Origin of the sequence: Marinomonas shanghaiensis (assembly GCF_003259175.1) — a bacterium.
Lineage (GTDB): Bacteria > Pseudomonadota > Gammaproteobacteria > Pseudomonadales > Marinomonadaceae > Marinomonas > Marinomonas shanghaiensis.
Map to the genome: position 1 here is coordinate 1 of NZ_QGOK01000034.1, position 21,444 is coordinate 21,444.

The window sequence follows — 21,444 nt, forward strand, 5'->3', positions numbered from 1 at the left end:
AAAATGTAGGTCGGCCTTCAGGCCGTCAAAAAGCGTTCAGCCTTTGCAACCCCCTTGACGCGCTAAAGCACGACCTACAGCACCTGCGAGGATTGAGTCAGTTGATCAACCAGATAGACGATGGATTGATACTCGATGCCGCTGTGTTCCGATAAGCCAATCTCGCAGGTGCGGCTGTTGGAGTAGCCCGCTTCGCAGCCGTCTACGGCTTTGGCTAAGGTTTTGAGCGCGCTGGCATTAAGTTCGGGTGTGGAGAAACCTTTGTCGCCAGCAAAGCCACAGCAGGTAATGTCTGGCGGAATCACCACTTCATCGGCCAGTTGGTGGGCAAGTTGTACAAAGCTGTCAGCGAGCCCCATGCGGGTGGTGCTGCAGGTTACGTGTAGGGCGATTTTGCCAAGTTTTTCTTTTACCCTGACATTCGGCATGACGTAAGAAGACACAAAGCTCACTTGTTCATGCAGGGTTAAACGAGGATCTAAGCTCTCTTTCATACTTAACAAGCAAGGGCTGACGTCACAGACGATGGGGATTCGGCCATTATCACTGGCTTCAAGCAGTAAACTATTGAGATCGTTGGCTTTTTGCTTGGCGGCGTCGAATTGGCCTTTGGATTGAAACGCCATGCCACAGCATTGGCTATCTATGTCTTTGGGTACAGTGACTTTATAGCCTGCTTTTTGCAATACAGAGAACATCACCTCCATGACGGAGCGTTTATCTTCTGCATTCGGGCCTGCACCCATTACGCGAGTGGCGCAGCTGGGAAAGTAAATCACTTCTTTCTGTCTGTTATCCGCTTGCATCTCATTACTTTGAATATCATTACATTGAATAACAGGAATAGATTTCAAAGACGCGGCAGCGCTGGGCATTTGTTTATGCCACTTCGGCACTGCGCCGTGCGATACCTTGTTCATCATCGAAGTAACCGTCGACATGCCTGAATCACCAATAATGCGACGCGTGCCGCTGGCAAGATTAAGGCCGACTTTTGCTGTTTTGGTCACGCCTTCAAAATGATCGGCAATCCAGTAACCGACTTTGCTGTCTGGGTGACGATCATGTCGTAATTCGCGGGTTAAATCCCCCGTATTGATGCCAACCGGGCATTGCATCGAGCACAAACCACAGCCAGCGCAGGTATCAACCCCTTGATAATCATACTCTTTTTTCAGTTCAGCGAGACGTTTCGGATTGGTGCCCATAGCGGTCAATCGCTGAATCTCACGCCAAATCACAATGCGCTGACGCGGCGTTAAGGTAATGGATTTGGACGGACAAGAGGATTCGCAGAAACCACACTCAATGCAGGTATCTACCTTGTCATTGGCTTTCGGCAAGGGTTTGAGATTCTGCACATGCAAGTTGGCATTGTGCGATAAGATCACATCTGGATTGAGCAAGCCTTGCGGGTCAAAGGCGCGTTTGATTTCCCACATGATGTCGTAAGCTTCTTTGCCCCATTCCAATTCCACATAAGGCGCCATATTTCGGCCGGTGCCATGTTCTGCCTTCAATGATCCTTGGTATTTCACCGCGACTAATTGTGCGACTTCATCCATCAGTTGCTCGTAGCGTTTCACTTCGTTTGGATCATCAAAACCTTGGGTAAAGACGAAGTGTAAGTTGCCTTCTAAAGCGTGACCGAACAAAATTGCTTCGCGATAGCCATGCTTTTGAAACACGCCTTGCAGCTCCAAAACACCCTCAGCAAGCTGTTCGACAGGGAAGGCCACGTCTTCGATAATCACCGTGGTACCAACAGGACGCACCGCACCTACGGCGGGAAATAAGCCTTTGCGGATCTTCCAATAAGAGTCATAAATGACTTTATCTTGAGTAAATTCAATGAGATTCAGTGTGGCTTGACCGCTTAAGGCTTGTTTCACCAAGGCCAGATTCGCTTCTAATTCCTCAGCATTGGCCGCGCGCACATCCACCAATAAACCGGCCGCTTGTGAACCAAGGGACGACAATATCTCCGGCATGCCCGGTTTGCCTTCCACCGCCCGCAAGCCAGCACGATCAATCAGTTCCACAGCAGAAACAGGCGAGCTTTTTAACGCCGTTACCGCTCGACAAGTGATTTCCATACCCTCAAAGAAGATCATCGCTGCGGCTTTAATGGGGTGATCAACCACGGTTTCGTAGGTAACTTCGCTGATAAAGCCCAAAGTCCCTTCGGAGCCAATCATCAAATGCAGCAAGATATCAAAGGGATCTTGGTAATCCGTTAAGCTGTTTAAACTGTATCCTGTGGTGTTTTTTAAACGATATTTGTGTCTAATTTTGTCGGCTAATTCATCATTCGCCTGCACACTTCTTGATAAGCGAATCAGCGTATCCAGCAAGTCAGCGTTGCGATTTCCAAAAGCTAAACGACTGGCGCCATCAGCGGTATCCAATAGGGAACCATCCGCAAAAATCAAACGGGCACTTTGAATCGTGTGGTAGCTATTTTGCGCCGTACCGCAGCACATGCCACTGGCGTTGTTCGCTGCGATGCCGCCAATCATACAAGCATTGATAGACGCTGGATCTGGGCCGATTTTGCGCTGAAAAGGCGCAAGCAACTGGTTCGCTCGAGCACCAATAATACCTGGCTGAAGTGAAATGCTGTGTCCACGATCATGGACTCGATGACCTTTCCAGTTATCGGATAATTGCATCAAGATGGAATCGGTTACCGCTTGCCCAGATAAACTGGTGCCTGCCGCGCGAAATGTCACAGGTAGGTTACGCTTTCGAGCTTCTTTTAATACCAACTGCACTTCTGCTTCATTGTCGACTCGCACCACCAATTGCGGAATCAACCGATAGAAGCTCGCGTCCGTGCCATACGCCAAGGTACGCAGTGGATCACGGATCAATCGAGATTCATCAATCGCGCCTTTTTTCGCGTCTTTTAAGGCAAAGTATAAATCGTGGTATTGAGTGGCTTTATCAGCAAGTGAGTCAATGTTCATAGGAGTTCCACGGCGATCGCCTTTTTATTATGAGTAGAATAGTAGTTCTGAAAATTAACGCTAGACAAATTGGTCATACCAATTTACCTTTTGAATATAAGGCACAGTAAGAATTCAAAGAAACTTTGTCAACTGGTAGTTTAGTCGATATTTCGTGAATTTTAGCAGCAAGATTAATTGGTTTTACCACTTTTAAACTTATGCACAGTGACTACGAAAGCCACCGCTAGAGACGACATTTTCAGGAAACACTATGGAATCCAATCACTTTGGTCGTGTTAAACAACCGAAAATCTCCGACATCATAATGAAAGAACTCGAAAGCATGATTTTAGAAGGCAGCTTTACGGCAGGACAAAAACTGCCACCAGAAAGGGAATTGGCAGCACGTTTTGACGTCTCTCGGCCTTCCTTACGAGAAGCCATTCAAAAACTGATCGCGCGCGGCGTGTTATTCAGTCGTCATGGCGGAGGGACGTATGTATCAGAGCAACTTGGCAGCTCCTTTGCCGATCCATTGCAGGATTTGCTCAGTTCCCACGATGAGTTCTTATATGACCAGTTGGAGTTTCGCGATGCGCTAGAAAGTCTCGCAGCATACTACGCCGCGTTGCGCAGTACCGATGCAGACAAGACCAAACTCACACAGTGCTTTAATCAATTGGTAGAAGCCAACCAAAATAAAGCCTTTGCTTTGGAAGCCAAGCTCGATGTGGATTTTCACATGACCATCGCGGAAGCAGCGCACAACGTAGTCTTGCTTCACACACTTCGCAGCCTGCACGCCATGTTGGCGAAAAGCATTTCAAGTAATTTGAGAAACCTATTTGAAAAACCCGCAGCACGCCAACGTGTAATGGAACAACACAGAAATCTGTATCAAGCCATCATGGAGGGCAATGCGGAAGACGCTCGCACCGCAGCGCATACACATTTGGTGTTTGTGGAAGACAACTTATTGAAAATGCGTCAAGAGGAAACACGAATCCAGCGCTCGCTACGTAGAAACGAGCACCAGAATCCGCTTTGAACAATCTTTGGGGATTTCAGTGTGTATTATTTTTCTGTACTCTCCAAATCAGTGCTGTCCAGATCTGTAATGTCCAAAGCATCACTCAATGCCGCTTTCATCACCTTGATAGAAGGCGTTTTTCCTGTCCAGTATTCGAAAGCGATTGCGCCTTGCTGAACAAGCATGCCCAAGCCATTTACCGTTGTGCAGCCCTTAGTTTTCGCGGTTTGAATCAATCGAGTTTCAGGTGGGTTGAAAATCCCATCTGCAACGACCATGCTTGATTTAATCGATTCTGTGTTTATATCTAGCTCTGCATCCACGTTTGGAAACAAGCCAATAGAGGTCACATTGATCACTAAATCCGTCTCGTCAGGAATCTGATATTGCTTTGTCCAAGCATGATATTCCGCGCCAGCAGACGTGTTATCGGTAACCAGTTTGGCAAGCTCTTCGCCACGCTCCTGGTTACGATTCACAATAGTGATGTGCGCCACGCCAGCTAGAGCCAGTTCAACCGCAACTGCTCGCGCCGCGCCACCAGCGCCAAATAAAACAACACGCTTATTAATGAGCTCTAAACTGGATTTAACGGATTCGACAAAACCACGGCCATCGGTATTTTCACCAATCAACTTGCCATCACGATTCACCACGGTATTGACTGCGCCAATGATGCGGGCCGACTCGCCTAAGTCATCAAGATGAGCAATAACAGACACTTTATGAGGAATTGAGCAATTAAAACCGCGCCAGTTCATGGCTCTCGCACCTAATACGGCGTTTTCAAGATCATCAGGTTGGATTTCGCAATTGATGTAGCGCCAATCCAGACCCAAATCTCGATAGGCCGCTTCCATCATTACGCCAGTAGGATTTTCTAGCGCTGGCGTGGCAAAAGAACCGGTTAACTCGCTTAAGAAATGCTTCGACATGCTGAGTTTTCTCCCTGTTTGGTGGCTTTAAAAAGAACACATCACCGCATGGTAGCAAACCCAGTCGCCAGAAAAATTTCAATTGTTAACAGAAGCCTTTACACAAAGTAATAGGCGTTATGAATTCGCGAACCAAACCCCTTTTTTCATATTTTGTAGATAGCACCAATACAGCGTAATGGCTCTGGCAATAAACAACATGGCTTGGCTAAGCCATAAACCATGGTTGCCAAGGTCTTGAGTGATAAACCATACAGGGAAGAACACGCCAACCACGCAAACAATCATGGTGTTTTGCATTTGTTTTACGCTGGTTGTGCCAATGAAAACACCATCCAACATAAATGACCAAATACCCAACAGAGGGAAGAATATCAGCCAAGGTAGGTACAGTGCAGCATCATCCCGCACCGTTTGCACACTGGTCAGTAAGGCGATAATTTGATTACCAAACAGCCAAAATATCAGCATCAAAACAATGGCAGCGAGCAGCGCCCAATACGTCGAAAGCTGAATCACCTTTTTAAAATTGGCTTTGTCTTTACGCCCATAGTATTCGCCACACAAGGCTTCCACCGAAAAAGCAAAGCCATCCAAGGCATTAGAAATAATCATCAAGAAAGTCAGCAAAACCGCGTTGGCGGCAAGAACAGAATCCCCTTGGCGCGCGCCTTGAGCGGTAAAAAATAGCATAACCAACAGCAAGAGAATCGTGCGCACAAACAGGTAGCGGTTCACTCGGACCAAGGCCATATACTCGCGCCATTTCGCCAACACACTTAATGGCACATGACCCGAAAAGCCTTGTAGTTTATGCCAAGCCAACACACCAGCAACCGTCACGCCAATATAATGCGCAAACACCGTCGCCCACGCCACACCATCACTCGCCATGCCCAAGCCATAAACGGCGACATAATCGAGAATCATATTGGCCACATTGATCACCAACAGCATCCACAAAGGCCCTTTGGAATACTGCACACCGAAGAACCACCCCATTAAGGCATAGCCGGCTAATACCGCTGGCGCACTGAAAATCCGCGCTTCGCAATACAAACGCGCCCAAGGCTCCACTTCCTCGCTGGGTGCCATCAAGGTAATCGCTAAATCAATCAAGGACTCCCGAAAAAGAATCAGCATGAGCCCAATAAAAACGCCCATCAAAATCGATTGCAACAGCAATTCTCGAACGCGTCGTTCATCGCCCTGACCGAGGGCTTGTGCGGTCAATCCGGTCGAGCCCATGCGCAAAAAACCAAACGCCCAAAACAGAAAACTAAAAATGCTCGCGCCAATCGCCACCGCCGCCAAATGTGTTGCCGTTCCTAAATGCCCCACTACCGCGGTATCCACTAAGCCAAGCAAGGGAGTCGTGATGTTCGACACCATAGGCGGCCACGCCATGCGCCAAATTTTTTGATTTAATACAATATTCGCACGATCTGAGCAAAAAACAGCCTTGGGGGATAACTTTGACACTCGGGTCTCTCTTGTGGATAAAAATCAATCAAAATCAAACAGCAGCAACACGTCAATCTGTGGAAAATGATAGCAGTTATTCACATTCAGAGGCAGTTTTTACTGGCTTTGTGCAGTAATTGATCAAAAACAAGCGATTATCAAGTATGGTTCTCGTTTAACACGGACTTACCCACACAAAACAGCAAAATAAATACAGCAAAATTCACATGTTCTAATATGGGATAAGTGATGCTTTTTTCCACAATCATGCGCACATCGTCGTAAAATTTTGCTAAACTTGCGTTTATTTTTTATCGCACGGAGAAACCGAATGCCAAAGCAATTTAAGCCCTTTCTGGAAGGTTTAGCCGTCGGCTGTGTCTTTATCAGCATCACCATGTTGTTCCAAATTCCGCTGTATATGAGTTTTATTATTGGTGGCTTAGCGGCCATTGGCGGCTATCGTAACTCGATCAAAATGGATCAAGAAAAAGCCGCAAAAAAAGCACAAAACCAGCCTAGTGAAACCAAAAAAGACGGCGAATAAATGACTCTTTCTAACCCACCAACTTATGGCGAGGGCGATGCCACCTTACAAGCCGTGGGCGGCTTAAAGGGCTTGCAAAAGTTGGTTGAAACCTTCTATCGCATTATGCAAGACACGCCAGAATATCGACCTTTGTTTGATATGCATCCAAACGATATCGAACTGACCATAGATAAACTGGTGTCTTTTCTATCGGGCTGGATGGGGGGAGAGAAACTCTTCTCGAAAAAATATGGCCCCATCAGCTTACCGCAAGCGCATGCTCATTTAATCGTGACAGAGAAAGAAAAAGCCATGTGGCTCAACTGCATTGCCGCGGCATTAGACGAGCTAAATTATCCTGAAGAGTTGAAAGCCTATTTGCTACCTCAACTTGCCTTTCCTGCTGAGCGCATTCGACAGGTAAGTGCAGCGAGGCACCAGTAAATTATTCCTAGCTCTATTTCTAATCAAAGCAAATGACATTCTGCCTCGAAACTATCGCCTACCTCGTATGAATGTCATTTTGCTTTGAATAATGTCATTCCGGTGTTTTTAAATGCGTACTTCTTTGGCGACAACGATTCCCAAGCGTTTGGCCAAGCGCGCTAGGTTGGCGCGATCCATAGACAACTGCTGCGCGGCCTTGGTCCAATTGCCTTGATTGTTTTCTAATGCTTTACGGATTAAATCTCGTTGATAAGCCTCTGTTTCTAAACGCAAATCGATTGGCTTGTGTTTTTCTAAGCGCGGTGGCGCTAGCTCGTTTTTCTGTATCTTTTCTTGGGTACTGTTGTCGATTTGTAACCCAGTTAAATGCGCCGATGAAATAACGGTAATCCCTGTTGCGTTGTCCGCTTTGGCGCTTTCTGCCTTTGAACTCTCTGCCTTAGAGAAAAGCGCAGCACGGGAAATAACGTGTTCAAGCTCGCGTACATTGCCAGGCCAATGATACGCTTCTAACATATCGATAGCGGATGCAGATAAAATAAGTTGTTGCAGGCCTAATTTACGACAAAAACGCTCGGCAAAAAATCCTGCCAATAAAGCAATGTCACCTTGTCTGTCACGTAACGGCGGCACTTGGATAGGAAACACGCTGAGGCGATGAAATAGGTCGGCACGAAAGCGATTTTCTGCGACTTCGGTTTCTAAATGTCGATTAGTAGCGGCAATGATGCGCACGTTGACCTTACGAATTTGATCTTTACCAACGGCTTGGATTTCTTGGTTTTGAATCGCTCTTAACAAGGTGCCTTGTACTTCTAAGGGCAGTTCGCCGATTTCATCTAAAAAGAGAGTGCCGCCATCCGCGAGTAAGAATTTTCCCTGACGGTCTCGATCGGCACCAGTAAAAGCGCCTTTAACATGACCAAATAGCTCACTTTCGATGAGATGATGAGGAATCGCGGCGCAATTCACATAGACCATGGGCGCATCAAAACGCGCTGATTTGTCGTGTAACATCCGCGCCACCAGCTCTTTACCGACCCCCGTTTCGCCCTCGATCAAGATAGCAAAATCCGACGGTGCAACCAGATTGATCGACTGTTTGAGGTCTTGCATGGCCTGACTTTGGCCGATCATCTCGTGACTTTGCTCGCCCATCACTTTTAACACGTTTTGGGCATGTTGCGATTGATTCTCTAACCGCTCCATCAAGATGGCCGTATTGAGCGTCATGGCCGCCATGGTGCCGATGATTTCCAACGCACGCGCATCAATATTATCGAAAACGCCCGGCAGGATGCTGTCTAGCGTCACCACGCCAATTAACTTGCCTTCCAAATACAGCGGAACCCCCATACAAGAGTGCACTGGCAAATTCTCGTCATGACCTAACACCATGCCATCGTAAGGATCGGGAAGCGGCGAGTCGGCAGGAAAGCGAAGCGGATAATGACCGCTGCTGATGGCTTTTAAACGCGGATGCTCATCGATCTTAAAACGCCGTCCCATTAAGTCTTCCGACAAACCGCGCTGAGCCAGCGGCGTGAGCACGCCATGGCTGTGAGACAACAAGACCACTGCATCGCAGTTGATCGTCGCCCGCACCGCGTACACCAATTGCTCAAAGCGATTTGGTTGCGTTACAGCACTGGCAAGGTCGAGGGCAAAGCTCAACAAAGCATTATTGGAAACCTGATTCATGGCAACCGACTCGTAGGACGAATGACAGTGAGTGTCAATTTGACTCAAAGATATCATATAGACCTTTAAAATAGCGAGTCTTATTGACTCCAAAATGATTTTAAATTTTATAAATAATTGATTTTATTTAATATTTTAAGTTGGCACACGATTCGCTATAGCAGAGATAACAAGACTTTATTCATCTCTTTGAAAAGGACACAAAAATGTTATCTCAACAACACATAGACACAGTAAAAGCCACTATCCCTTTATTGGCTTCTGCAGGAACAGCGATTACTGAACACTTCTACCAACGCATGTTTTCTCATAACCCGGAGTTAAAAGACGTGTTCAACATGACACACCAAAGAACCGGTGGTCAGCCAGCCGCTTTGTTCAATGCTATCGCCGCTTATGCCACGCACATCGATAACCTAGAAGTACTGACCAGTGCCGTGATGCGTATTGCTCACAAACACACCAGTTTTAATATCCAGCCAAATCAATACGATATTGTGGGTCACCACCTGATTGAAACCTTACGTGAGCTCACGCCGGATGCCTTTACCCCAAATGTGGAAGAAGCATGGGGAGCGGCTTATGGACAGTTAGCCGGCATTTTCATCAAAGTCGAAGGCGACCTTTATGCAGAGCGTGCCGCGCAACTGGGTGGCTGGAAAGATTTCCGTCGTTTCCGCGTGGCCTCTAAAACACCAGAATCCAACCTCGTCACCAGCTTTGTGTTTGAACCTGTGGATGGCGGCGCGGTCATCGATTATCAACCCGGCCAATACTTAGGCGTTAAGTTACATCCAAAAGGCAATGAGTTCGATGAGATACGTCAATACTCTTTATCAACAGCGCCAAATGGTAAAAGTTATCGCATCAGCGTCAAACGTGAAGGCGCTGGCGACATCGCTGGTGTCATGTCGAACTACCTTCACGACCACCTAAACGTGGGCGATGAAATAGAAGCCATGCCACCCGCTGGTGATTTCGTTTTTCAAGACAAGCAAACACCTGTGGTATTGATTTCTGGCGGTGTCGGCTTAACCCCCATACAAGCCATACTGGATACACTCGCTAAACAACAATACAGCCAACCAGTAAGCTATTTACACGCTTGCGCGCACCAAGGTCAGCATTCATTCAAAGACCACGTAAACAGCCTGAAAAGCCAACTGAATTTATCTGTTCATACTTGGTACGAGCAAGCTGAAAACGTAGAAGAGGGTGTAACAAAAGGCATGATGCAACTCGACACCATCAAAGACAGCCTACCGCTGGCACATGGTGAGTTTTACTTATGCGGGCCAGTTGGCTTCATGATGTTCGTTAAGCAACAACTGTTAACCCTTGGCGTAGAAGCCGATCGCATTCATTACGAATTATTCGGACCACATCAAGAAGTTTGATCAACAAGCAATACACTAAATTGAAAAACAAAAAGCATGAGTAACCCATGATGCTCATGCTTTTAATTTAATGATAAAAACCTATTAGATTAAGCCCCATACGTCCGATCAAAAAACTAGCTTAATCTTAAAAATACACATTCGTCTATTGATCCCCTGCGTTTACATGGTTACTTTTACAACAAGGCGATGTTAGAGAATAGAGACATTGCCTTTCCACGATAGTATCCGCCGCTCTTCTCATTTAAGTGCACGATGCAAAAATAAAAATAAGGAATATTGCCATGAAACACTATTTATTTGCGCTTTCAGCCGTTACAGCCGTTATGCTGTCTGCCTGTGGAAACCATCCCGCAAAGGTTAATGAACCAATGAAAGACCCTTATATCACCATTAAAAATGGCTCCCTTCAGGGAGTAAAGGACGATGACATTCTCGTCTTCAAAGGCATCCCTTATGCCCAGCCGCCAGTAGGAGAAAATCGCTGGCGAGCCCCGCACCCAATGACGGATTGGCAAGGCGTTAAAGAGGCGACCGATTACGGTAACGATTGTGCCCAGAAGCCATTCCCAAGCGACGCCGCCCCATTAGGGAAGGAGCCAGCAGAAGACTGTTTATATGCCAACGTATGGGCACCACAGCAAGTCGAAGACAAACACCCTGTGGTGGTATGGATTCATGGTGGCGGTTATATCAATGGAGGTGCATCGCCAGCCACTTACGATGGTAGCGAGTTTGCCCGCGCTGGCGTGGTATTTGTCAGCTTTAACTATCGCCTTGGTCGTTTCGGATTCTTTGCTCATCCCGCCTTATCTGCCGCCAATGAAGGACCACTTGGCAACTATGGCTATCAAGATCAAATCGCTGCGATGAAATGGGTACAGGAAAACATCGAAGCATTCGGTGGTGACAAAAATCAGGTCACCGTCATGGGCGAATCAGCAGGAGGTGGCTCAGTACATAACTTATTGCAAACACCAAGTGCCCAAGGAACCTTCCATCAAGCGATTATTATGTCTGGCGGCGGCCGCACATTAGCCGGAAAACGCTATTTAGACAAAGACACAGACAAACAGCCATCACTTGAACAAATCGGCCTCAACTTCGCAGAAAAGCATGGTATTAAAGGAACCGACGAAAAGGCGCTAAAAGCCCTTCGCGCCTTACCAGCTGACGATGTCGTTGACGACTTAAACCTGATGGCTTTATTCACGCCCAAAAAGGAAGGAGAGCTACCGACCTTTGGCGGCCCAGTGAATGATGGCGAGATTGTGCTTGGCGATCCTCAAACCATGATGAAACAAGGCCAGGTGGCAAAAGTTCCTGTCATGGTTGGCACAACCAGTCAGGACATCGGCTTTGTCAATTACCCAGACAAAGACGCCCTATTTGCTTCATTTGGCCAATTTGCCGAAGAGGCCAAACAAGCATATGACCCAACAGGTAAGGCAGACTTAAAAACACTCATCGCTCATGTTGGACAAGACAGATATATGCAGGAATCTGCGCGTTTCATCGCACAACAAATGACTCGAATGGGTCAAAATGCTTACTTGTATCGTTATGACTATGTCGCCGAAAGTATCCGAGAAGGCCAAGGCGCACTCCACGCCAGTGAAATTCCCTTCTTCTTTAAAACAGAAGCGGTGAAATACCCTGATGCCACTCAACAAGATAAAGCAGCGGCAGATTTAGTGTTTCATTACGTGACGAACTTTATCAAGAATGGCGATCCAAACAGGCCTGACCAACCTGAATGGAAACCCTATGATGATAAGCAAGATAACATCATGACATTTACGATGAACGCCACGGCCTTACATGGACAAGACCCATGGGTAAAACGCCTGAATGCAGTACAAAAGGCAACGGAAGCATTCCAAGCTAATTAGCACTCGTCAGACACACAATAAACCGTAAAAAAGCGCATCAAAGTATGCGTTTTTTTATGTTCTATTCCAATGATGTAAGAAGATATTCAGGCTATAGCCCAGAAAAATGCCAAAAATAACGCTATTAAATGACATAAATACACACATTTACCGTGTAAAAAATCACGGTTGTGGGTACACTTATAGTGTAACTAGTTACACTATAAGTGTACAAGTAAGCATGTTGAGAAATAGCGTATCAGGCGACTTAGAAAAACAACAAGCAGACAATTTGAAGAATCCGTAACACCTGAAAAGCCGCCATTAGAGCGGTTTTTCAGGTTTTTAAAGGAAGTAAAAGAACACTACATATAGTGTTCTTTAATTGATCTAACACCATATGTAGTGTCTAGGGACGGTATGAAAGAGTTTTTTATACAGTGGGGGCAGGTAATTCAGCTTGCGTGGAATATCGTAACGATCAGCGCGTTCTTTTTTCTACTAATTTGGTTGGCTTCTTATCTAACTACCTTCCCTCATGATGTAGCTGCTTCATTGGAAGCCTGTAACGCTGATGCTTGTAAGTCGCAAGATAGCTTTGCTGTTGCGGCAGAGTTAGGCCGCTTAGATATTTTATCTATTTGTTTAACGATCCTAGGTGTATTACTAGCGATTTTAGCATTGTTTGGTTTTTTGAAGATTGAACGAGATGCTCGAGTCATCGCAAAAGAAGAAGCTTGTAATGTAGCGGGGCTTGAGTCCGAAAAGCTTGTTGTTAACTACTTGGACTCTGAAGCTTTTAAAAAACAAATATTTGATAGAACCGATGAGCAGGTTAAGCAAATCGCGACAGATAAAGTCCGAGAGTATATGGCTGAGCTTCAAGGCTCAATCAACGGAAGCGAACGCGACCAAGGGGAAAATTATTTCCCCGACTTTGATAGTGAAGAAAATGAAGGGGGATCAAAATGACATTCGATAAAATTTTTGAAATCATAGATCGGGTCTCCAGTGTTATTCCAGTAGACCTGTATCGTGTGTGCTCTGAATTAGGTCTGCATCTGCAGGCAGCTCAACTCCATCCTGATATTGTTGGACAGATTGAAAACAAGGATGATCAGTTTGTTATTTCTTATAACTTGCTGAATTCTAGCAACGGTTATCGTCACCGATTTACGATCGCTCATGAGATTGGTCATTATGTACTGCATAAGCATCTAATTGGTTCAGGTGTGGATGATAATAAAGCGTTTCGTAGTACGAATACAGGAATGTATAACAATAGCAATATTACGCAACGCCATGAGGCGGAAGCTAATCACTTCGCTGCCTCTTTGCTAATGCCTGAGCATATTTTGAGAAATGATGCCAAATATATGTCAACGTTTGATTTGGCTTGCAAATATCAAGTATCAGAGCAAGCGATGTCATACCGCCTTCAGAATTTAGGCATATTGACTCAACCAGCCTTGTTTTGAGTTTTTGCTAGACATTAGCTACCTTGGTTCTTTGAAAAATACTCGCCCTCGTGCGGGTATTTTTTCGTTTAGAACAGTCCACACTCGTTACATAGGAGTATCTCGCTGTCATTGTAAACCTCCCGGATATTCTGTAAGTCCCCAAATCCCCAGGCGTTCAGCGGTATGATACTGGCCAGCAGTGCCGGCACACTATGCATGTTCAGGATATCCTGCATGGTTACTGATTTAATTCTCTCGCACTCGACACGATTCAATAGGGATGAACTGCACACGGTCTTTAGTATAGATAGAGGATATATTTAAGTAGAGGGAATGGTAGTTGCGAGGCCCTTTGTTTTACTCACTGCTTCTTCTAGGGCTTTAGCTTTTTGTTAGTCGACATGCTTGCCGTTTTAGTAGTACTTACAGCTAAATAGAGTGAAAGACAAAAGAAAAGGATTACAAAGTAGATTAGGTGGGGTTACTAAGTTACCTGCTTAAAAGGCAACAACGCGTGGGTATCTTGATGGTACTCACGCACGGCTTGGGCTTCTTCTTCGCAGAAGTGACCAATGGCGTCGCGGAAGCCTTCGTGGGCGATGTAGTGGATGCTGTGGCTGAATACAGGTTCAAAACCGCGGGCGATTTTGTGTTCCCCTTGGGTGCCAGGATCAAAATGCTGTAACCCTTTTTCCAAGCAAAATTCGATGCCTTGGTAATAACAGGCTTCAAAATGCAGGCAATCCACTTCTTCCATACAACCCCAATAACGGCCATACAAGGAGTGATCGTCGAAGAAGCACCAAGAGGCAGCGATGGCTTCTTCGCCTCTGAACGCTTGTACCAAGAGAATTTGATCGCCCATGGTCTCAGTCAGTTGCCCAAAGAACTCTCGGGTTAAATAGCCTTGCTGACCACGTTTGGCATAAGTGGATTGGTAACACAGATAAAAGAAGTCGATCTCGGCTGAGGTCAAATCGCGGCCGAGGGTTCGAGTAAGAATAATGCCTTCTTTGGCGACTTTTTCTCGCTCCTTACGCGCGGTTTTGCGCTTACGACTGGAGAAGTGGGATAGATAATCTTCCATGTCTTTGTAGCCACGATTAAACCAATGGAACTGACAAGAAATACGCTGCACAAGATCCTTGTTTGGCACGAATAGCGCCGCGTGCTCTGGCTTGGTAAACAGCAGGTGCCAACTAGAAAAATTACGTTCTTGATTGGCTTGAGTCATGATGTCCGCAAGCGCGGGGTACAGATGAGAAAACGCCACATCATCACCGTTTGGATCAAGATGAGAAAAAAGCCGCACTCCAGTCACAGGAGAAAAGGGAATCGCCCAAATACGCTTAGGAAAGTAACGCATACCGTAACGCTGGTAAGCATCCGCCCATGACCAATCAAAAACAAATTCCCCTTGGGAGTGGGTTTTCAAATAGGTTGGGGCGATGGCCAGTGGGCAGTCATCGTCATCCATTACTAGCAAGTATTCTGGGTACCAACCGGTTCCGTCGCCAATGCTGTTGCTTTGCTCTAACGCCTGATGAAAAGCAAATTGCGCAAAGGGATAACGTGTTTCTCCAATAGCAGCTTGCCATTTGGCTTCGCCTATTTGATCAACCGAATTAAACCATTGCGCTTTCATACTACTTTCCTTTCTGTCGCTCATTGCAAAGGCCGTTTGACTTACATCTGTTTGCGCATTTCATCCACTAGACTGGCGGTTTCAGGTCGTATTTGTCGCCATAAATAAAACGCCTCTGCGGCTTGGCCGACCAACATACCCAGACCGTCCGCTCCATCGGCGCCACGCTCATGAGCCCATTGTAAAAAGACCGTGCGATCTTTGCCATACATCATGTCGTAACACCAAGTGCCGTCACTCACTAAGGTATCTTTTAAGGGTGGCAGACTGCCCGTCATGCTCGCTGAGGTGCCATTTATGATGATGTCGAAAGGGCCATCTAACGCTTCGAAAGACGACGCGAGACAATCAAATTGATCCGCTAAGGCTTGCGCCTTTTCGACGGTACGATTAGCAATGGTGACAGATTCAGGGTTTTCGGCCAAAACAGGTTCAAGCACACCACGCACCGCGCCACCAGCGCCCAGTAGAAGAATGCGTTTATCCGTTAAACTCTGACCGTGATTATGGATGATGTCACGAACCATGCCGATTCCATCGGTATTGTCGCCGAACAGGTCGCCATTTTTGCCCATCATTAAGGTATTCACGGCACCCGCTTGCTTGGCTCGCTGACTTAATATGTCGCACATGGCGTAAGCGCGTTCTTTAAAGGGCACCGTAATATTCAGACCCTTTCCACCTTTTTCAAAAAAGTCTCTGACTTGATTCTCAAATTCAGCCAGATCACCCAGCAAAGTCGAATACATCAAATTTTGTTCCGTTTGCTGAGCAAAATAAGCATGAATCCTAGGGGATTTGCTATGAGCAATCGGATTTCCGACAACGGCGTATTGATCCAAAATATGTCCTCTTTTATTGAAACGCTAAAGGCAATGACGCAACCGTAGACAGCAAGCCCATTACACCCATAACCAATCTTTCGAAGTGAGATAGTACTCGGTAAGCTTGGCTTCTGCGCTATCGGCCTCGACCTGATATTCGTACGTCCAGCGAACTTCAGGGGGTAACGACATCAAGATAGATTCCGTACGGCCCAAGCCACTTTGTAAACCAAAATGTGTGCCTCGATCGAAGACCAAATTGAACTCCACATAACGGCCACGACGATGCAATTGAAAATCCCGCTGCTGCTCATTGAATTCATGGTCTTTGCGACGCTCTAAAATCGGCAAGTAGGCCTGTGTATAAGCATCACCAACGGCTCGCATCATAGCAAAACAATGCTCAAAAGTGCCTTCATTGAAATCATCGAAAAACAAGCCACCAATACCACGAGGCTCTCCACGATGTTTTAAATAAAAATACTCATCGCACCACTTTTTAAAGCGTGTGTAATACCCTTCGCCAAAAGGTTCGACGGCATCGTACGCGGTTTGATGCCAATGGATACAGTCCTGATCAAAGCCATAATAAGGCGTTAAATCAAAACCCCCACCAAACCACCAGACCGGATCCATACCGTCTTTATAAACGATAAATAAACGCACGTTCGCGTGAGAAGTGGGTGCAAAAGGGTTATTTGGGTGAATGACTAAAGACACGCCCATGGCTTCAAATCGGCCTCCTGCCAGTTCTGGACGATCGACCGTCGCAGACGGAGGAAGGTTGTCGCCCATCACATGGGAGAAATTCACGCCGCCTTTTTCTATAACCTCACCACCCGCAATAACACGAGTGCGCCCGCCACCGCCGTTGGGCCTGTCCCAAGCGTCTTCTTTGAAACGCACCGTGGGCTCGACACTTTCTAATGTCGTGCAAATATGGTCTTGCAGAGACAAGAGGTAATCTTTAACCGCCTGAACATCGAGGCGGGTGACCGTGGCTGGTGAGCTTACTGACATGACATGCTCCATCGTGTCTTCTCTTAATGAAAACCGCTTTACAAAACGGCTTTAAAAAGCGTTAAAAAATGGCTAAAAAAGAGCCTAAAAGTTGCACCCAGTCTACCACTGAAAAGACAGGTATCGCGAAAGAACTTGTAAATGACAATGATGTTAATACAGACGGGAACCATCAGGACGCGTACGTAACAAATTTAGCACCCACATATATTGCTCAGGATGTCGGGAAATCATCGCTTCAAGAGCTTGGTTCATGATAAGCGCATCGGTTTCTTCGCCGCCACTGGGAAAATTTTCTAGCGGAGGAAAAATAAACAACTCGTATTTACCCGATGTCGCATTATAAGCGGGCAACATAGGAACAACGGTGGCATTGGTAAGCTTGGTCAACTTACCCAGCCCTTTCATTGTGGCTTTGGTTGACGCGAAAAATGGGGTGAAAACAGAATGCTGGGCACCAAGGTCTTCATCCGGTAAGTAATAGCCTAAAAAGCCATCTTTCACCGAGTTCATAAAAGGTTTAATGCCCGTACTACGACAATAAACTCGAGCCCCGTAACGCACTCGCTGTCGGTGAATAAGCCAATTGAAGATAGGGTTTTTCTGAGTACGTATCATAGCGACGGTTTTATACCCTCGAGCCGTCAGCATAATCCCCGCATAATCAATCGCCCAGCAATGTGGCACCAGCGCAATCACATTGTCTCCGCGATTCAACAACGGAAAGAGATGCTCTTGACCTGAAATAACACAGCGATCCTCACAATGCTGCTTGCTACGCACAAGCAATTCGCCATACCCAACAAAATACTGCGCAGCTGTCTGGAAGCTATGCTTAAGCAGGGCTTCGCGTTCTTCCAAAGATTTCTCCGGAAAACATTGCTCTAAATTAATCCGCGCTCTTTTTAACGTACTGCTTTTGGTATTCAACAATCGACACGCAATCCAACTCGCCAATTTGTCACGCCAACGCAACGGAAAAAAGGCAACCACCAATGACACTCCCACCCCTAACCAAGTTAACCAAAACTTTGGATGAAGAAATCGCCACTGAAAAGTTGGATTGTATAAATGCTTGTCAGCACAGTTCATTGTTCAACATGTCGCATAAATTGTGGAAGCTTTATGATACATCAAACCTCTGGCACCTTAAATTGATATCTTTTTTGTTACTTGCCATAACGTTCACGCCAATCAGACAAGGCATGATCGAACAACACAGGCTGATTTGTACCTTGTACCAAAATCGATGCGCCATGCAAACACGCTAACAATTGACTGGCTTGCATTAACGCCGTGTCTTCATCTGTCTGATCCAAACGCGCAAACACCTGACTCAGCCAAGTAAGTTTCAGCTGATAAAACACAGATAACTCTGTGCAAACCTCGTCTGGCAAGATCGATTTGTCAGACGTCAGCATGGTACACAAGCTCATATTGCGCTGTTCGACGATCTTGGCTTTAAAACCATTGATAAAACCATTTAACAACACCCTAGGATCGAGTCTTTCATCCTTTGGATTTGGCAGTAATTGCGAAAATAGCTCAGTATAACGCGCCATCACAGCGGCCACCAAATCCCCCTTGGTCGGATAGTGATAGTGAACACTTGCACTCTTGATACCAACCGCTTCGGCGATGTCGCGAAAACTGAATGCGTTATAACCGCCTTGCACAATAAAACGCTCAGCTGCGTCCAAGATGTTTGTTTTGGTATCGTTTTTTTCAATGCTCATTCGGGTGTCTCATTATTTCATCTATCTAGTGATAGATATTTTATTGACCCATCGTAAATCCACAAGTTATATTTAGTCTATCTAGTGATAGGTAGAAAAGCCATATTTCACAGAACATCATTGCAGGAGAGAAAGAATGACATACGATCTCGTTGTACTAGGAAGCGGTCCTGGCGGTTATGCGGCAGCGTTTCGAGCTGCCGATTTAGGCTTAAGCGTTGCCATGATAGAACGTCATAATACATTGGGCGGCGTTTGCTTGAACGTTGGCTGTATCCCGTCTAAAGCGCTGTTGCATGTCGCAGGCAAAATCCTTATGGCTGAAGAACCCGCCTATGGCGTGCAATTTGCTAAACCAACCATCAACTTGGAGGACATTCGCCACCACAGACAATCTACCGTCGACACTTTAACTGGCGGTCTTACAATGATGGCCAAAGGCAGAAAAGTTACTGTCATTCATGGAGAAGGGACGTTCGATTCGACCAACTCCATCACCGTCACCAAAGACGGACAGTCACAACAAGTCGATTTTAAAAACGCCATCATCGCCGTTGGTTCCCGCGCCATTAAATTGCCGTTTGTGCCTTATGACGATCCACGGATTTTAGACGCCACCAGCGCTCTACAACTCGAACGCATTCCAGAACATTTACTCGTCCTTGGCGGCGGCATTATTGGCGTGGAAATGGCCACGGTTTACCAAGCGCTTGGCGCAAAAATTACCGTCGCGGAACTTGGCGAGCAAATCATGACCGGCGCAGACAAAGACCTCGTGCGTGTCTTCGAGCAAGTCAACAAAGATCGTATGAGTTTTTTAACCAAAACCCAAGTCACTAATATAGAAGCCACACCAGAAGCCTTGAACGTCACCATGCAAGACAAAGATGGCGAGCGAAGCCTTTCAGTGGATGCCGTACTGGTCGCCGTTGGTCGCTCGCCGAATGGCAAAACCGCGGGTATTTCCGACATCGGCGTCAAATTAGACGAACGAGGTTTTGTACTGACAAATGAAAAGTGCCAAACATCTGTACCCAATATCTATGCGATTGGCGACGTCACTCACGGCCCAATGTTGGCGCACAAAGCGTCCCATCAAGGCCATACCGCCGCTGAAGTCATTGCGGGTCACAAGGTTGATTTCCAACCACTCGCCATTCCGTCCATCGCTTATACCTTTCCAGAAGTGGCCTGGGTTGGTTTAACTGAAACGGAAGCAAAAAAACAAAACATCGCTATAAGAACCGCCGTTTTCCCATGGACAGCAAGCGGCCGCGCCATTGCCTCTGGCGTGACTCAGGGTAAAACCAAACTCATTTATGACGAAGCAACAGAACGCGTCTTAGGCGCTGGCGTCGTGGGTTCCCACGCGGGAGAATTACTCGGTGAACTGACACTCGCCATTGAATTCGGCGCTACACTGGAAGACATCGCCTTAACCATCCACGCTCACCCCAGCCTGCACGAAACCGTCGGTTTAGCAGCGGAACTCGGCGCTGGAACAATTACCGACATGCCGAATAAGAAAGCAAAGAAGGTTAAGTAAACGTACTCAATCGTCCATATTACTTCATCCAATAAAAAGCCGACTCTCGTCGGCTTTTCCCATTACGGGAAAAAATATTGCAATATGCAATCCCCTTTCCCATAATGGGAAACAGACTTACATGGAAGAGAAGTCACATGAGAATATTCACCAAAAGAACACTAAGAGAATTTTGGGAACAAAAGGAATTTCAGGATTCTGAACAGCCACTAAAAGCATGGCACGATGAAGCAAAACATGCTTTATGGAAAACACCACACGATATAAAGGAGCAATATCGTAATGCGAGTGTCGTAAAAAATAACAAGGTAATCTTCAATATCCACGGCAATAAATACCGCTTAGTTGTTGAAATAGATTACGAGTGCTCTCACTGCTATGTACTGTTCGTAGGCACTCACAAGCAATACGACAAAGTGGATATCAATTCACTTTAGTAGAGGTACTTTAAGTAAAGGAGAGAAAATGAATATTAAACCCATTAAAAACGATGACGATCTAGGCGCTGCTGTTTTGCGCATGCGTAGCCTACGTGGCGCTAAACCGAATACGCCAGAAGGCGATGAGATGGAAATTTTGGCGGCTCTTGCCGAAGCCTATGAAGAGAAGCATCACGCTATCGATCCACCAGATCCAATCGAAGCCATTAAATTTCGCATGGAACAATTGAATTTAAAGGATACCGATCTAATCGAATATCTAGGTCAACGTAGTCGAGTCAGCGAGATCTTAAATAAAAAAAGACCGTTAAACCTAAGAATGATCCGCAGCTTGAATAAAGGTCTACACATCCCTTTAGAATGTTTGATTAAAGACTACCGCTTAGACAATGAAAAAGCCGTTTGATCAAACGGCTTTTCTCTTTTACATATCATGAAATACAAGATC

The 21,444-nt window shown here is 46.1% G+C and carries 19 protein-coding genes; 10 read left to right on the forward strand and 9 right to left on the reverse strand.

What is annotated here, in order from left to right:
- Nucleotides 1-74: 74 nt before the first annotated feature.
- Complete coding sequence (locus DKT73_RS19085) at nucleotides 75-2,969, reverse strand: FAD-binding and (Fe-S)-binding domain-containing protein (protein ID WP_111640112.1); 2,895 nt, start codon at nucleotides 2,967-2,969, stop codon at nucleotides 75-77.
- A gap of 253 nt (nucleotides 2,970-3,222) precedes the next feature.
- Between DKT73_RS19085 and DKT73_RS19090 the strand changes: the two genes are divergently transcribed.
- Nucleotides 3,223-3,999, forward strand: coding sequence for an FCD domain-containing protein (locus DKT73_RS19090; protein ID WP_111640113.1), 777 nt, complete (start codon nucleotides 3,223-3,225; stop codon nucleotides 3,997-3,999).
- Between the two features lie 26 nt (nucleotides 4,000-4,025).
- Here the strand turns inward: DKT73_RS19090 and aroE (DKT73_RS19095) are convergent, their stop codons facing one another.
- Together aroE (DKT73_RS19095) and DKT73_RS19100 are read right to left on the reverse strand one after the other, a co-directional pair.
- The gene (aroE, locus tag DKT73_RS19095) at nucleotides 4,026-4,916 is read right to left on the reverse strand and encodes a shikimate dehydrogenase (RefSeq protein ID WP_111640114.1); all 891 of its coding nucleotides are present in this window, start codon (nucleotides 4,914-4,916) and stop codon (nucleotides 4,026-4,028) included.
- A gap of 117 nt (nucleotides 4,917-5,033) precedes the next feature.
- Nucleotides 5,034-6,323, reverse strand: coding sequence for an MATE family efflux transporter (locus DKT73_RS19100; RefSeq protein ID WP_111640142.1), 1,290 nt, complete (start codon nucleotides 6,321-6,323; stop codon nucleotides 5,034-5,036).
- 388 nt (nucleotides 6,324-6,711) lie between these two features.
- Between DKT73_RS19100 and DKT73_RS19105 the strand changes: the two genes are divergently transcribed.
- Both DKT73_RS19105 and DKT73_RS19110 read left to right on the forward strand, forming a co-directional pair.
- On the forward strand, nucleotides 6,712-6,927 hold the full coding sequence (locus tag DKT73_RS19105; RefSeq protein WP_111640115.1) for a hypothetical protein: 216 nt from the start codon (nucleotides 6,712-6,714) through the stop codon (nucleotides 6,925-6,927).
- Nucleotides 6,928-7,353 (forward strand): group II truncated hemoglobin, encoded by a 426-nt coding sequence (locus DKT73_RS19110; protein ID WP_111640116.1) that lies wholly within the window; start codon nucleotides 6,928-6,930, stop codon nucleotides 7,351-7,353.
- Nucleotides 7,354-7,461: 108 nt separating this feature from the next.
- Here the strand turns inward: DKT73_RS19110 and norR are convergent, their stop codons facing one another.
- Complete coding sequence (gene norR, locus DKT73_RS19115) at nucleotides 7,462-9,114, reverse strand: nitric oxide reductase transcriptional regulator NorR (RefSeq protein ID WP_111640117.1); 1,653 nt, start codon at nucleotides 9,112-9,114, stop codon at nucleotides 7,462-7,464.
- Between the two features lie 149 nt (nucleotides 9,115-9,263).
- Here norR and hmpA point away from each other — a divergent pair, with 149 nt between their 5' ends.
- The 4 genes from hmpA to DKT73_RS19135 all read left to right on the forward strand — a co-directional run bounded on the left by hmpA (nucleotide 9,264) and on the right by DKT73_RS19135 (nucleotide 13,803).
- On the forward strand, nucleotides 9,264-10,454 hold the full coding sequence (gene hmpA, locus DKT73_RS19120) for an NO-inducible flavohemoprotein (RefSeq protein ID WP_111640118.1): 1,191 nt from the start codon (nucleotides 9,264-9,266) through the stop codon (nucleotides 10,452-10,454).
- Between the two features lie 284 nt (nucleotides 10,455-10,738).
- Nucleotides 10,739-12,346, forward strand: a complete 1,608-nt coding sequence (locus DKT73_RS19125; protein WP_111640119.1) for a carboxylesterase/lipase family protein — start codon at nucleotides 10,739-10,741, stop codon at nucleotides 12,344-12,346.
- Nucleotides 12,347-12,745: 399 nt separating this feature from the next.
- Nucleotides 12,746-13,297: a hypothetical protein gene (locus tag DKT73_RS19130; RefSeq protein ID WP_111640120.1), complete on the forward strand. Its 552-nt coding sequence runs from the start codon at nucleotides 12,746-12,748 to the stop codon at nucleotides 13,295-13,297.
- Nucleotides 13,294-13,803, forward strand: coding sequence for an ImmA/IrrE family metallo-endopeptidase (locus tag DKT73_RS19135; RefSeq protein ID WP_111640121.1), 510 nt, complete (start codon nucleotides 13,294-13,296; stop codon nucleotides 13,801-13,803). Before DKT73_RS19130 ends, DKT73_RS19135 begins: the two co-directional genes overlap by 4 nt.
- A gap of 466 nt (nucleotides 13,804-14,269) precedes the next feature.
- On the opposite strand, the gene DKT73_RS19140 is transcribed toward DKT73_RS19135, so the two are convergent.
- The 5 genes from DKT73_RS19140 to DKT73_RS19160 all read right to left on the reverse strand — a co-directional run bounded on the left by DKT73_RS19140 (nucleotide 14,270) and on the right by DKT73_RS19160 (nucleotide 19,010).
- The gene (locus tag DKT73_RS19140) at nucleotides 14,270-15,430 is read right to left on the reverse strand and encodes a GNAT family N-acetyltransferase (RefSeq protein WP_111640122.1); all 1,161 of its coding nucleotides are present in this window, start codon (nucleotides 15,428-15,430) and stop codon (nucleotides 14,270-14,272) included.
- Between the two features lie 41 nt (nucleotides 15,431-15,471).
- Entirely contained in the window at nucleotides 15,472-16,272 is an 801-nt protein-coding gene (gene aroE / locus DKT73_RS19145; RefSeq protein WP_111640123.1) for a shikimate dehydrogenase, read from the reverse strand.
- Between the two features lie 60 nt (nucleotides 16,273-16,332).
- Nucleotides 16,333-17,274, reverse strand: coding sequence for an oxygen-dependent coproporphyrinogen oxidase (hemF, locus tag DKT73_RS19150; protein WP_111640143.1), 942 nt, complete (start codon nucleotides 17,272-17,274; stop codon nucleotides 16,333-16,335).
- A 153-nt stretch (nucleotides 17,275-17,427) separates the two neighbouring features.
- Nucleotides 17,428-18,366, reverse strand: coding sequence for a lauroyl-Kdo(2)-lipid IV(A) myristoyltransferase (gene lpxM / locus DKT73_RS19155; protein ID WP_111640124.1), 939 nt, complete (start codon nucleotides 18,364-18,366; stop codon nucleotides 17,428-17,430).
- A 77-nt stretch (nucleotides 18,367-18,443) separates the two neighbouring features.
- Nucleotides 18,444-19,010 carry a TetR/AcrR family transcriptional regulator gene (locus DKT73_RS19160; RefSeq protein ID WP_111605732.1) on the reverse strand — a complete coding sequence of 189 codons (567 nt, stop codon included), beginning with the start codon at nucleotides 19,008-19,010 and terminating at the stop codon, nucleotides 18,444-18,446.
- A gap of 136 nt (nucleotides 19,011-19,146) precedes the next feature.
- On the opposite strand from DKT73_RS19160, the gene lpdA reads away from it, so the two are divergent.
- From lpdA to DKT73_RS19175, 3 genes are all read left to right on the forward strand, one after another.
- Entirely contained in the window at nucleotides 19,147-20,556 is a 1,410-nt protein-coding gene (gene lpdA / locus DKT73_RS19165) for a dihydrolipoyl dehydrogenase (protein WP_111640125.1), read from the forward strand.
- 137 nt (nucleotides 20,557-20,693) lie between these two features.
- Entirely contained in the window at nucleotides 20,694-20,993 is a 300-nt protein-coding gene (locus DKT73_RS19170) for a type II toxin-antitoxin system HigB family toxin (RefSeq protein WP_111640126.1), read from the forward strand.
- 28 nt (nucleotides 20,994-21,021) lie between these two features.
- Entirely contained in the window at nucleotides 21,022-21,402 is a 381-nt protein-coding gene (locus DKT73_RS19175; RefSeq protein ID WP_111640127.1) for a helix-turn-helix domain-containing protein, read from the forward strand.
- The last annotated feature ends 42 nt before the right edge of the window (nucleotides 21,403-21,444 follow it).